Raw genomic sequence first — 11,913 nt, forward strand, 5'->3', positions numbered from 1 at the left:
TCTCGATTCGATGTGTCGGTCAGGCCCCGGATTGGTGTTCGCTCACCGCCGGGGCCGACTCATTTGCTGGTCGTTTGCTGCGAACCTAGAGCCGCGTGACACAGCGACGCAAGCCGATCACGGAACGTCACTCTTACGAGGTACGCCGACTCAACTCACGTTCAGACTTGGTTGGTTGGGTATTTCAACCAAACCAGTGAACCCAGGGGAAGAGCTCGGAGCCCGAAGCTCAAGCTCCGGGCTGAACTGCGGAAACGAACGCCGACCAGGCAGGCGCGGCGATACGGAGTTCGGGGCCCGCGAGGTTCTTGGAGTCACGGACGTGGACGGCACCGCAGTGGGCGACCTCGACGCAGGCGCCGCCCTCGCTGTCGCTGTGACTCGACTTGAACCACGCCAGTGCGACCTCGACGCAGTTGCCGCCCTCGCTGTCGCTGTGACTCGACTTGAACCACTTCAACTGGTCGCTCACGGCTGATTCACCATCCGCTCGATGAGGCGGACCGACTCGTCGGGGTCGAGGGCCCGCGTGCGGATCATGCTAAGCCGCTCGGTCACACGGCTGACAACCCCTGGTTCGGCCGAAAGCTCGCTGACGAACGCGCCCTCCGTGAAGGCGAACCGCTCGTGGTCGTGCCCCTCCACCAGCACCATGGGACCCTCCAGCGCATTCGCGAACGCCCGCTCGAAGGGCAGCACCTGCACCACGACATTGCGCAGCCGGGAAACCTCCAGCAACCGCTCGAGCTGCTCCGCGTCCACCAACGAGCCGCGCAGGACGGCCTCGTAGAGGACGAAGCTCAGCCCGACCGGCGGCTTGCGCTCCGTGAGGATGGCCTGCCGTTCCATCCGGGCCGCCACCCGTTCCTCCACCGTCTCCTCGTCCAGCGGCGGAATGCGGTTGTCGATGAGCGCCCGCGCGTACGCCTGGGTCTGCAACAGACCGGGGATCAGCGTGACTTCGTACGTCCAGAGGCTCGTGGCCTCCCGCTCCCGCTCGATGAAGTCCACCGCCCGCGTGGAGTACCGCTCCCTGCGCACGTACTCCTTCGCCGCACTCAGCATCCCCTGCGCGCCGCACAGTTCGTCCGCCACGTCGAGCACCCTGGGCGACGGCATCCGCACGCCGCGCTCCATGGACGCGATGGTCTCCGGGGCGTAGTTGGCCGCGGCGGCCAGCGCCTCACGGCTGACGTTGGCCATGGTGCGCCAGCGCTTCAGCTGGTTCCCGCTGTAGCACCAGGCCGCGGGTGGCTGGGAATTGCTGTTCGGGACCGGCACGACGCCCACCTCCGACTGGTACACCACGGCACGAGTCTCCACGGTGGCCACCGAGCGTAGACCGTGCGACATCACCGTGTGACCGCGACGAGTGCGATTCACCGTCCCGTATGAACGACCGCCTCCGTCACCGGCCACGAGGAGAACCGCCTCCCGCCGGGGGTCGAAGACGAACAGGATCCGCACCTCGGTACTTCCTGAACTGCCCGGCCGCGGGTCCGCCGACCGCGAGCATGCCGATCGCCGTTTCCATGAGGTCCGCGGACACCGGATCCTCCTCCGACAGCTTGAGCAGCCACGACTCCACCGAGGGATGGAGGTTGCTCTCCCCGTTCACGCCTCGCATCCGAGCATGGAGCCCGGGCCGACATAAGGAAATCCTTATACCTCCAGCTCAACGGGTGAAAACACCCGTACGGCGCGGTGTGCGGAACTCGCCGTTACTGGACCGGGCGCATGCCCAGGGGGGTGCCGATCTCCTCGGCCATGACCTTGCCCGCCTCGAACTCCAGGGTGTCGTCGCCCATGCCCTGGTCGGTGTCCAGGCCGTCGAGTTCGGCGAGGGGCTGGTTGAGGCGGACGTGGGCGACCACGGACTGGAGGGCGCGCAACGCCGCGGACGCCGTGGAGCCCCAGTTGGAGAAGTAGGAGAACTGCCACCACCACAGGGCCTCCGTGACGCGGCCGGCCTTGTAGTGGGCCAGGCCGTGGCGGAGGTCGGTGATGACGTCGGTGAGGTCGTCGGAGATGCGGGCCGGGACCGGGGCCCTGCGGGGCTCGTAGGGGTCGAAGACCTCCGAGTAGACGTCGATCGGGTCGAGCATGCGGGCGAGGTTCTCGCGGAGTTCGTCCACGTCGGCCTCGGGGCCCAGGTCGGGTTCGTAGCGCTCCTCGGGGACGATGTCCTCGTGTGCGCCCAGGCGGCCGCCGGCCAGGAGGAGCTGGGAGACCTCCAGGAGGAGGAAGGGGACGGCCGAGTCCGGCTCGTCGCCCTTCGCGACCTCCGTGACGGCGACCAGGAAGCTCTCGATCTGGTCCGCGATCTGGACCGCGAAGTCGTCCGGGTTCTGGTCCGTCGCGTGCAGCGTGGCATCAGACATCTAGGAGTCGTCTCCCCTCGAAGGCGCGGCCGAGGGTCACCTCGTCCGCGTATTCCAGGTCGCCGCCCACCGGGAGGCCGCTGGCCAGGCGGGTGACCTTCAGGCCCATGGGCTTGATCATGCGGGCGAGGTACGTCGCCGTGGCCTCGCCTTCGAGATTGGGGTCCGTGGCCAGGATGAGCTCCGTGACCGTGCCGTCGGCCAGGCGGGCCAGGAGTTCCCGGATGCGCAGGTCGTCCGGGCCCACCCCGTCGATGGGGCTGATCGCGCCGCCGAGGACGTGGTAACGGCCGCGGAACTCACGGGTCCGCTCGATCGCCACGACGTCCTTGGGCTCCTCCACCACGCAGATGACGGACGGGTCGCGGCGGGTGTCGCGGCAGATGTTGCACTGCTCCTCCTGCGCGACGTTCCCACAGGTCGCGCAGAAGCGGACCTTCGCCTTGACCTCCATCAGCGCGTGCGCCAGACGCCGTACGTCCGTCGGTTCCGCCTGGAGGATGTGGAAGGCGATCCGCTGCGCGCTCTTGGGACCGACGCCGGGCAGCCGCCCCAGTTCGTCGATGAGGTCCTGGACCACGCCTTCGTACAACGGACTGCCGTCCCTTCCTGGTGTTGCTTCAGTACGTACGGTAGAGGCCCGCGGGCCGTCCTCGAAAGGTTCGAGGAGTTCAAGAGGTCAGAAGGGGAGGCCGGGAAGACCGCCGCCGCCCAGCCCCTGGGCCAGCGGGCCGAGCTTCTGCTGCTGGAGGGCCTGCGCGTTCTCGTTGGCCGCCTGGACCGCCGCGACGATCAGGTCGGCGAGGGTCTCGGTGTCCTCCGGGTCCACCGCCTTCGGGTCGATCACGAGGCCGCGCAGCTCGCCGGAGCCGGTGACGGTGGCCTTCACCAGGCCGCCTCCCGACTGCCCGTCGACCTCGGTCCTCGCCAGCTCCTCCTGGGCCCTGGCCAGGTCCTGCTGCATCTTCTGGGCCTGCTGGAGCAACTGCTGCATGTTCGGCTGGCCACCACCGGGGATCACGATTGGGCTCCTTGGTCGGTCCGTCGGTAAGGGTTTTACCGTTCGGCACGAGCCTACGTGGTCGCGGGGGCCGTTGCCCCGGCACTCTTTCGAGTGACTCCCGGTGGGGCCCTATACCTGATCACGGCCCTCTTCCGGGCGGAAAAGAGCCCGAACCCCCGGCGTCGCCACCCATTGGGCGGTAAGAAGGGCCAGGCGCTTGAGCACCTGGCGTCACACTTCGTGGACGGAACGTAAGCGGAGTCGGCAGGGGCAGTAGGGAGATACCGGGTGGGTCAGCCGGAGATGCAGCCCGAGGGTCGGCCTCAGGACGGGCGGGGCGAAGAGGCGGCCGGGCTGTGGCCGGGCGACCTGGAGGGGCGGGAGTTCCCGCTCGGGGACTGGGGCGAGCCGGCGGCCCGGCTGGACGAGCTGTACCGGTGGATGGAGCGCGGCGCGCTGGACACGGCCGCCTGGTACCTCGCGGAACGGCTGTGGAAGCGGCGGTGCGCGTGGGCGCTGCGGGCCGGGACGGCCGGGGGCGCGCTGACCGGGGCCGCGCTGCCGCTGCTCGATCTGACCGGGGTGGCCGACGGGGCCGCGCCCTGGGGGTATCTGGCGCTGCTGCTCGGGGCGGCCTGTGTGGCCGGGGACCGGTTCTTCGGGGTGACGTCCGGCTGGATGCGGGACGTGGCGACCGCGCAGGCCGTGCAGCGGCGGCTGCGGGCCTTCCAGTTCGACTGGGCGTCGGAGTGCGTGCGTGAGGTGCTCGGCCCGGCGGACGGCACGGCGAGCGAGGCGGCGGAGCGGTGCCTGTCGGTGCTGCGGCGGTTCTCGGAGGACGTCACGGAGCTGGTGCGGGTCGAGACGGCCGACTGGATGGTGGAGTTCCGCACGGGCGGCGCGCCGCTGGGCGTCCGGACGGCGGTGGCGGGTGCGGGGCGTCCGGAGGGCTCCCTCCCGCACGGCCGCCTCCCGTCCCCGCAGGGGCCGGCCCGCCCCAACATGCCGCGGCAGCGTCCGCCCGAGCCGCGCTGAACGCTCTCGTCACGGCGTGTTCCGTGCGCACAGTCCCATCCCCGCCGGGGTCCAGCACGGCAGGTGGCCGTGGGTGCGGATCACGTCCTGTCCGTTGCCGCGCGTGAGGTACGTCAGGAAACTCGACACCAGTGAGTCCGCCGGCGGCTGTCCGTAGGTGTAGGCGTACTCGATCTCCCGGTACGGGTAGGGGCTCGTCCCGTGCTCGATGGCGTCGACGGACGGGGCCTCGCCGTCGAGGTCCAGCCTGCGCAGGCCCTTCGCCCGGGAGGCGCCGGCGTGTTCGCTGTAGCCGATCGCGCCGGGGACGTCGGCGACGGTCTCCAGCACCTGCTCGGTGGAGTCGAGTTCGCAGCGGATGACGGGGGCGGTCGGGTCGTCCTTGTGCACGCAGTCGACGGAGGAGTGGGCGATCTCGCCCCGGCCCAGCACGCGGCGCTGGAAGACCTGTCGCGTGCCCGAGTTGGCGTCCCGGCTGACGAGGTGGACCGCCAGGTCCGGGCCGCCGAGCTCGCTCCAGTTCGCGATCTCGCCCCGGTACAGCCGTCGTACGTCCGTCGTCGACAGGTTCCGCAGCCGCACGTCCTCGTTCACCACCAGCGTGAACACCGAGACCGCCACCCGGTTCTCGCGCAGTTCGGGCAGTCCGCCCGGCTTGGGCCCGTCCGACAGGACCACCAACGGCGGCGAGCCGTGCTCCGCCTCCGCCCCGGCCGCCGCCAGGTCCCGTATCCCGGCCGTCGACCCGTGCGGGTCCACCCTGACGCGCGGGCCGTCGTCCGCGCAGTCCCGCTCGTACTTCTCCGCGACCTCCCGCAGCACCGGCGCGAACGCCGTCGATCCGGTGAGGGTCAGGGTGCCGCTCCGGCAGCCGATGGGGGGCGGGCTGTCGTCCTGGGCCACGACGATCACCGCCAGGGCCACCACGCACAGCGTGAGCGTGATGGTGATCAGCCGGGCCGCCCGGCTGAACAGCGGGGCCTTGTCGTCCGGGGTGGCGCTCCGGTTGCGGTGCACGTCGCCCTCGCTGAGGTCGCCGCTCAGCTGGATCCCGTCGCCCACGCGGCCGCCGGAGAGCAGCACCAGCAGCTTGTAGTAGGCGCCCCGGTTCAGCGGGACGCGCGGGAGGCGCAGGGTGCCGTCCTGGTAGCCGAAGCCGCGTTCCCGGGTGAAGTGCTCGAGGAGGTGGCTGGTCTCCGAGGGCTGGGTGACCGAGACGCCGAGGATGGTGCGCTCCCTGAACTCCACGGTCAGGCCGTGGTCTCCCGGGCTCTGGTAGTCGTCGCGGCCGATGGCCTGCGAGCCGTCGTTCTCGATGCGCAGCAGCACCATGCTGGCGTGCGTCATCCCCGCCGCCGCCGTGTCGAACCAGCCCTCCCGCCGGCTGGTGCGGCTCGCCCGCTGGCCGTCGCCGATCGGGACGTCCAACTGCACGCGGTACCCGAGTCGTTTGCGGCGCGGCACCCGCCGCTCGTACCAGACCATGACGGCGGAGGCGACCACACCGAGGATCGCCGTCGCCACGGCCACCAGGTTCTCCGCGCTCAGCCACTCCATCGTGCCGCCCCCGTCGCTGCCCGCCCGTCCGACCGGGCAGTCACCGTACGGCCGTACGAGGCGGCCGGCGGGGTCCGTCCGCGGGAGTTCGCCGAACGTTCAACGGCCGTGTTCGGTAAGGGTGTCAGTCCCGCGTGTAGGTGAGCTGTTCGCCGTTGCCGGTGTTCAGGCGCTGGAGGGAGCCGCCGGGGAGCAGGGTGACCTCGCTGGCGGAGCCCGGGGTGCAGGCGCTGCGCGGCTGCCCGACCGTCACGGAGGACGGGCCGAGCTCCAGGCGGTCGCCGGAGCCGGCGGTGAGCCGGGCCTCGAAGACGCAGTGGTAGGCGCCGTCTCCGGTGGGCCCGTCGGCGACGAGGGACATGACCGTGTCACCGATCCCGCCCTGCCGGAGGGTCAGCCTGCGGGTGTGTTCGCCGCTCGCGTTGTCGATGGTGGCGGACCAGCTGCCCAGGTAGTCGGCGGGGACGGCCCCGTCCGCGGGGGCGGAGGCGCCGGGCCGCCGCGTTTCGTCGGCCGGGGTGGTGGGGGCGGTGCTCGGGGGCGCGCCGCCGGGCGACGGGGGTGCGGTGGGGTCGCCGCCGGTGCGGTGGTCGAGCTCCCCGCCGTTCATCAGCGCGTACACGGTGCCGCCGGCGGCGAGCGCGACGACCAGTGCGATCACCACGAGCAGCGCGGTGGACCGGTTGTCCCGGCGCGGTGCGGGCGCCGTCCCGAACGGAGGTGGCCCGTAGGGCGGGGTCCGGCCGGCGGGGTGCCCGTTGTAGTTGTAGGGGTGGCCGTAGGCGGGCTGCTGGGGGTGCCCGTAAGGGCCCGGCGACGGGGGCTGGGCGGGGGTGCTCTGTCCCGCCACGAGGGTGGGCGGGTGGTTCACCCCCGGCGGCCCGGGCGGGGGCGGGGAGGCCGGGCCGGCCGCGGGCGGCCCGGCGGAGTCGTCGGCGACCCGGGCGTGCTCGGGGGTGCCGGCGTGGCGCCCCGCCCCGGGCGGCACGGACGGCCCGGCGGACGCACCGGGATGCGCCGTCCCCGGCGGCACGTGGTGCCCGCCGACGGGCGCCCCCGGCTGCCCGGCCGCCGGCACGGCGGGACCACCGGACTGCCCCGCGACACCGGCCGCACCTCCCTGCCCGGCGACGGGCGCGCCGGGGTGCGCCGATCCCGGCGGCACCGGCTGCCCGGCCGCCGGTGCCGTAGGCGTGCCGGGCCGGCCGGCGGGATCGGCCGCGTCGGCGGGGCCGCCCTGCGCGGGCGTGCCGGAGCCGGGCGGCCCGAAGGACCACGCTGCCGCCGCCGGAGCGGCGGCGGGACCGGGCGGTACCGGTGGCCAGGCCGTGGGAGGCGTGCCCGCCGGGGCGGGGGGCGCCGGGGTTTCCGGGTCCTCCGCGTCCAGGAGGCGGACCGCGTGGCGGCCGAGCTGGGCCACCAGGGCGCCCGGCAGCCAGGGGTCGCGGGAGCGGCCGCCGACGACGGTGTCGTCCGCGCCGGTGCGGTGCAGGACCTGGTCCAGCGTGGGCCGCGCCGCCGGGTCCTTGCGCAGGCAGTCGCGTACGAGGTCGGCGAGCCCCTCGGGCACCCGCTCCAGGTCGGGCTCCTCCTGGGCGATGCGGAACATCAGCGCGTGCACACCGCTGTCGGCGGTGCCGAACGGGAGCGCGCCGGTCGCGGCGTAGGCGAGCACCGAGCCGAGGCAGAACACGTCGCAGGCCGGTGTGATGCGGTCGCCGCGCACCTGCTCGGGCGCCATGAAACCGGGCGAGCCGACGAGCGCCCCGGTGCGGGTGAGCCCGCCGTCGGTCACCGTCTCCAGCGCCCGCGCGATCCCGAAGTCGATGACGCGCGGACCGTCGATGGTGACGAGCACGTTGGACGGCTTGAGGTCGCGGTGCACGATGCCGGCGGCGTGGATGTCCTTCAGCGCGTGCGCGAGACCGGCGCCGAGGATGCGCACCGAACGCTCGGGCAGCGCCCCGTGGTCGTGCCCCACCACCTGCTGGAGACTGGGCCCGGCGACGTACCCGGTGGCGACCCACGGCACGGGCGCCTCCGTGTCCGCGTCGAGGACCGGCGCCGTCCAGTCGCCGCCGACCTGCCGCGCGGCGTGCACCTCCTGACGGAAGCGCGCCCGGAACTCCTCCTGCCGCGCCAGTTCCTCGCGGACCAGCTTCACGGCGACGGTGCGCCCCCGGTCGGAGCGGGCGAGGTAGACCTGCCCCATGCCGCCGGCCCCGAGCCGGGCCAGCAGCCGGTACGCCCCGATTCCCTGTGGATCCCCGGGCCCGAGCTTGTCCATCGCCGCGCCGCCTCCCCCCGATGAGCAACATCCCGAGGATAGTGCGGGGCCGGTGACCGGTGCGCCGGGCGACCTCTACGGTTCCGTAACAGGCGGCCCGAGGGCGCCCAGCACCGTGGACAGGGGTTCCGGCGCCCGGACCGCCCGGGCGGGTTCCGCCTCACCGTACGCCGCTCCGTACGCCTCCGCCGGCCGCTGCGCGAAGGCCGCGTGGCCGGGGCCGACGCGGTACGACGGCTTCCCGTCGGCGGTCGCCTTCGACACCCTGTCGCGGAAAGTCCCCCGCCGCAGACAGGCCGCCGATGTCGCGGCCCCCCGGCCCGGGCCTACCCTCGGCGGCATGACCCCTCAGCCGAATCCCGAGGTCGGGGCCGCCGTCAAGGCCGCCGACCGTGCGCACGTGTTCCACTCCTGGTCCGCGCAGGAGCTCATCGACCCGCTCGCCGTCGCCGGGGCGCGGGGATCGTACTTCTGGGACTACGACGGCCGGCGCTACCTCGACTTCACCAGCGGCCTCGTCTACACCAACATCGGTTACCAGCACCCGAAGGTCGTCGCCGCGATCCAGGAGCAGGCGGCGCGGATGACGACGTTCGCGCCCGCGTTCGCCGTCGAGGCGCGGTCGGAGGCGGCGCGGCTGATCGCCGAGCGGACCCCGGGGGACCTGGACAGGATCTTCTTCACCAACGGCGGCGCCGACGCCGTGGAGCACGCCCTGCGCATGGCGCGGCTGCACACCGGCCGCCCCAAGGTGCTCTCCGCGTACCGCTCGTACCACGGCGGCACCCAGCAGGCGGTCAACGTCACCGGCGACCCGCGCCGCTGGGCCTCCGACAGCGGCACGGCCGGGGTGGTGCACTTCTGGGCGCCGTTCCTGTACCGCTCCCGCTTCTACGCCGAGACCGAGGAGCAGGAGTGCGCGCGGGCGCTGGAGCACCTGGAGACGACGATCGCCTTCGAGGGACCGTCGACCGTCGCCGCGATCGTCCTCGAGACCGTCCCCGGGACGGCGGGCATCATGCCGCCGCCCGCCGGTTACCTCGCGGGCGTGCGCGAGATCTGCGACAAGTACGGGATCGTCTTCGTCCTGGACGAGGTCATGGCCGGGTTCGGGCGGACCGGGACGTGGTTCGCGGCGGACCTGTACGACGTCGTCCCGGACCTGATGACCTTCGCGAAGGGCGTGAACTCCGGGTACGTGCCGCTGGGCGGCGTCGCGATCTCCGGGGCGATCGCCGACACGTTCGGCAAGCGGCCCTACCCGGGTGGGCTGACGTACTCCGGGCACCCGCTGGCCTGCGCCGCCGCCGTCGCGACGATCGGCGTGATGGCGGAGGAGGGCGTCGTCGAGAACGCGGCGGCGCTCGGCGCGTCCGTCGTCGGTCCCGGGCTGCGGGAGCTGGCCGAGCGGCACCCGAGCGTGGGCGAGGTCCGCGGGACCGGCATGTTCTGGGCGCTGGAACTGGTGCGCAGCCGGGAGACCCGGGAGCCGCTGGTGCCGTACAACGCGGCCGGCGAGGCGAACGCCCCGATGGCGGCCTTCGCCGCCGCCGCGAAGGAGGCCGGCGTCTGGCCCTTCGTGAACATGAACCGGACGCATGTGGTGCCGCCCTGCAACGCGAGCGAGGCGGAGCTGAAGGAGGGCCTGGCGGCGCTGGACGCGGCCCTGTCGGTGGCGGACGGCTACGTGGAGTAACCGCGCCGGAAGGCCGACGCGAGCGGGCGCGAGGGGGTCTCCCCTCGCGCCCTTTCGAACACCCGGGGCCCGTCCGAACGCGTAAGGTGACGTGCTCGCGCACATCCGCGTGCACGTCACTCGAACGCGACGAGGGAGACGCCCCGACCATGCCCGGCTTCAGCGGCGGCGCCGTGACCCGCAGCACCCTGCGGCAGCAGATCGCGGACGCGCTCCGTGACGAGGTGCTGGCCGGGCGGCTCCAGCCGGGGCAGGAGTTCACCGTCAAGGAGATCGCCGATCAGTACGGGGTGTCCGCGACCCCCGTCCGGGAGGCGCTGGTCGACCTGTCGGCACAGGGGCTGCTCGACGCCGACCAGCACCGGGGTTTCCGGGTGCACGCGTACTCCGTCGACGACTTCCGGGGCATGATCGAGGCCCGCGCCCTGGTGACCGACGGGATGTTCCACGCGCTGACCGACGGGCCCATGGCCCATCTCCAGCCGGACGCGCCCCCGGTCACCGCCGCCCTCGCCGGGGTGCGCAGACGCGGCGAGGAGGCGCAGCGCGCGGCCCTCGCCGGGGAGGTCACCGTGCTGATCGGCTACGACCTGCGCTTCTGGCGCGAACTCGGGTCCGTGTTCGGCAACCCGTACCTCACCGACTTCCTGCACCGGCTGCGCGTGCAGACATGGGTGTGTGTGGTGCAGCGTCTGCGACGGCTGCCCGACCTGCGCGGGCGCCTATGGGCCGCACACACCGATCTGGTCGATGCCTTGGTGTCCCGGGACACCGATGCGGCCCGCGCGATCGTCGAGTCGTACGACGCGCACGCGCTCTCCCTCGTCGAGGGGCTGACGGACGGTGGTGCGGGTAAGGGACCCGCACCGGGGTCCGCACAGGGGGAGCCGCCCGCGCCGGGCGCCGATACGCTTTCCTGACCACGAGGACCACCCGACGACCGTGCTGTGTGAGGAGCCTTCTTTGGCCTGTGACCTGTGGCTGGTACCGCTCGTCGACGTGTTGTGCCACACGCCCGACAATCCGTTCGCCGAGGAACTCGCGCAGTACAACGCGGTGCTGGCCGAAGCGGGCCTGCCACCGGTGCCGGTCTACCAGTACATGCCGGGGCTGACCGGCGAGGTCGCCCCGGTCGCGGGTTTCGACTACGACGCGCTGCACTTCCTGCGACGGGTGTACCTGCTCCAGGTGTGCGGGCTGCCGGTCACGCCGGTGGACGAACTGGGCGGCGACTACGAGCAGTTGCTGGAGATGTTCGAGACGACGGCCCAGCAGTCCCACCTGGTCTGGCACTACGACCACGCGGGCGCGTACGTCCCCGTCGACTTCCCGCACCCCCTCGCCAACGACGAACTCCTCGCGGGCGGCGGCCCTCTGGGCTCCTCCCACGCGCTGCTGCGGGAGCTGGAGCTGATGGCCCCGTCCCTCGGCATCGACCCGATGAACCCTCCACCGGCGCCCGAACCCCCGCGCGCCCCGACCGAGTTGGAGGAGCCGGCCGTTCCCGCCCCGTACGACCCCAGCCCCTTCGCCCGCGAACGCCACGTCTGGCTGGGCCTGCACGCGGCGGCGACCCGGAGCCTGGCGCAGGGATCGATGATCGTCTTCAGCTGACGGCCACCGCATCACGGAGAGCCCCTTCCGCAGGCCCTCCGCGTCATCACCGGGACCGTCCCGGCCTCGGCGTTCGGGCGGGTGAGGAACGGCTCGTCGGCGGGTCCGAGCTGTCCTGCACACCGAGGACCGGTGGAGCCGTCCGCCGGCCGGAGCCGCTCCAGGGGCTCCTTCATCGGCTCGGACGGCCTCCCGCTGCGGACGACTTCGTTCGCCTCCTCCGTCTCCTTGCCCGCCTCGGGCAGCACGCGCATCGCACCCGCCTTCTTCCGGCCGGCACGCACACGCGCTGAGGACTTCGGGCCATGCCCGTTCGCGGCGCGTCTCCCGGTGCGACCGG

General features: G+C 72.7%; 13 protein-coding genes. 4 read left to right on the forward strand and 9 right to left on the reverse strand.

What is annotated here, in order from left to right:
* Positions 1-229: 229 nt before the first annotated feature.
* From ADK41_RS08850 to ADK41_RS08870, 5 genes are all read right to left on the reverse strand, one after another.
* Positions 230-472, reverse strand: coding sequence for a DUF397 domain-containing protein (locus ADK41_RS08850; protein ID WP_030827821.1), 243 nt, complete (start codon positions 470-472; stop codon positions 230-232).
* On the reverse strand, positions 469-1,323 hold the full coding sequence (locus ADK41_RS08855; protein ID WP_234318828.1) for a DUF5753 domain-containing protein: 855 nt from the start codon (positions 1,321-1,323) through the stop codon (positions 469-471). The genes ADK41_RS08850 and ADK41_RS08855 overlap by 4 nt, the downstream gene beginning before the upstream one ends.
* 398 nt (positions 1,324-1,721) lie before the next feature.
* Positions 1,722-2,381, reverse strand: coding sequence for a DUF5063 domain-containing protein (locus ADK41_RS08860; RefSeq protein ID WP_030827815.1), 660 nt, complete (start codon positions 2,379-2,381; stop codon positions 1,722-1,724).
* Positions 2,374-2,973, reverse strand: a complete 600-nt coding sequence (gene recR / locus ADK41_RS08865) for a recombination mediator RecR (protein ID WP_030827811.1) — start codon at positions 2,971-2,973, stop codon at positions 2,374-2,376. Before recR ends, ADK41_RS08860 begins: the two co-directional genes overlap by 8 nt.
* 87 nt (positions 2,974-3,060) lie before the next feature.
* Complete coding sequence (locus ADK41_RS08870; protein ID WP_030863093.1) at positions 3,061-3,402, reverse strand: YbaB/EbfC family nucleoid-associated protein; 342 nt, start codon at positions 3,400-3,402, stop codon at positions 3,061-3,063.
* A 270-nt stretch (positions 3,403-3,672) separates the two neighbouring features.
* On the opposite strand from ADK41_RS08870, the gene ADK41_RS08875 reads away from it, so the two are divergent.
* Entirely contained in the window at positions 3,673-4,419 is a 747-nt protein-coding gene (locus ADK41_RS08875; RefSeq protein WP_030827805.1) for an SLATT domain-containing protein, read from the forward strand.
* Between the two features lie 9 nt (positions 4,420-4,428).
* Here ADK41_RS08875 and ADK41_RS08880 read toward each other — a convergent pair whose 3' ends face one another.
* The 3 genes from ADK41_RS08880 to ADK41_RS08890 all read right to left on the reverse strand — a co-directional run bounded on the left by ADK41_RS08880 (position 4,429) and on the right by ADK41_RS08890 (position 8,527).
* A complete protein-coding gene (locus tag ADK41_RS08880) occupies positions 4,429-5,976 on the reverse strand; it encodes a substrate-binding domain-containing protein (RefSeq protein WP_030827802.1) in 1,548 nt (515 codons plus the stop codon).
* Positions 5,977-6,100: 124 nt separating this feature from the next.
* The gene (locus tag ADK41_RS08885; protein WP_030827799.1) at positions 6,101-8,263 is read right to left on the reverse strand and encodes a serine/threonine-protein kinase; all 2,163 of its coding nucleotides are present in this window, start codon (positions 8,261-8,263) and stop codon (positions 6,101-6,103) included.
* A gap of 75 nt (positions 8,264-8,338) precedes the next feature.
* Positions 8,339-8,527, reverse strand: a complete 189-nt coding sequence (locus ADK41_RS08890; protein ID WP_053670220.1) for a hypothetical protein — start codon at positions 8,525-8,527, stop codon at positions 8,339-8,341.
* Between the two features lie 76 nt (positions 8,528-8,603).
* Here ADK41_RS08890 and ADK41_RS08895 point away from each other — a divergent pair, with 76 nt between their 5' ends.
* The 3 genes from ADK41_RS08895 to ADK41_RS08905 all read left to right on the forward strand — a co-directional run bounded on the left by ADK41_RS08895 (position 8,604) and on the right by ADK41_RS08905 (position 11,573).
* Complete coding sequence (locus ADK41_RS08895; protein ID WP_030827796.1) at positions 8,604-9,959, forward strand: aspartate aminotransferase family protein; 1,356 nt, start codon at positions 8,604-8,606, stop codon at positions 9,957-9,959.
* A gap of 149 nt (positions 9,960-10,108) precedes the next feature.
* Positions 10,109-10,879, forward strand: a complete 771-nt coding sequence (locus tag ADK41_RS08900) for a GntR family transcriptional regulator (RefSeq protein WP_030827793.1) — start codon at positions 10,109-10,111, stop codon at positions 10,877-10,879.
* A gap of 43 nt (positions 10,880-10,922) precedes the next feature.
* Positions 10,923-11,573 (forward strand): hypothetical protein, encoded by a 651-nt coding sequence (locus ADK41_RS08905; protein ID WP_030827790.1) that lies wholly within the window; start codon positions 10,923-10,925, stop codon positions 11,571-11,573.
* 11 nt (positions 11,574-11,584) lie between these two features.
* On the opposite strand, the gene ADK41_RS08910 is transcribed toward ADK41_RS08905, so the two are convergent.
* Positions 11,585-11,827, reverse strand: coding sequence for a hypothetical protein (locus ADK41_RS08910; RefSeq protein WP_030827785.1), 243 nt, complete (start codon positions 11,825-11,827; stop codon positions 11,585-11,587).
* Between the last annotated feature and the right edge of the window lie 86 nt (positions 11,828-11,913).

The organism is Streptomyces caelestis (genome assembly GCF_001279005.1).
Lineage (GTDB): Bacteria > Actinomycetota > Actinomycetes > Streptomycetales > Streptomycetaceae > Streptomyces > Streptomyces heliomycini.

What these genes read in the sequence shown, in the direction of transcription:
- ADK41_RS08880 (WP_030827802.1), bottom strand. Translation starts at nt 5,976, where the DNA reads ATGGAGTGGCTGAGCGCGGAGAACCTGGTGGCCGTGGCGACGGCGATC.
- ADK41_RS08900 (WP_030827793.1), top strand. Translation starts at nt 10,109, where the DNA reads ATGCCCGGCTTCAGCGGCGGCGCCGTGACCCGCAGCACCCTGCGGCAG.
- ADK41_RS08895 (WP_030827796.1), top strand. Translation starts at nt 8,604, where the DNA reads ATGACCCCTCAGCCGAATCCCGAGGTCGGGGCCGCCGTCAAGGCCGCC.
- ADK41_RS08860 (WP_030827815.1), bottom strand. Translation starts at nt 2,381, where the DNA reads ATGTCTGATGCCACGCTGCACGCGACGGACCAGAACCCGGACGACTTC.
- ADK41_RS08910 (WP_030827785.1), bottom strand. Translation starts at nt 11,827, where the DNA reads ATGCGCGTGCTGCCCGAGGCGGGCAAGGAGACGGAGGAGGCGAACGAA.
- ADK41_RS08885 (WP_030827799.1), bottom strand. Translation starts at nt 8,263, where the DNA reads ATGGACAAGCTCGGGCCCGGGGATCCACAGGGAATCGGGGCGTACCGG.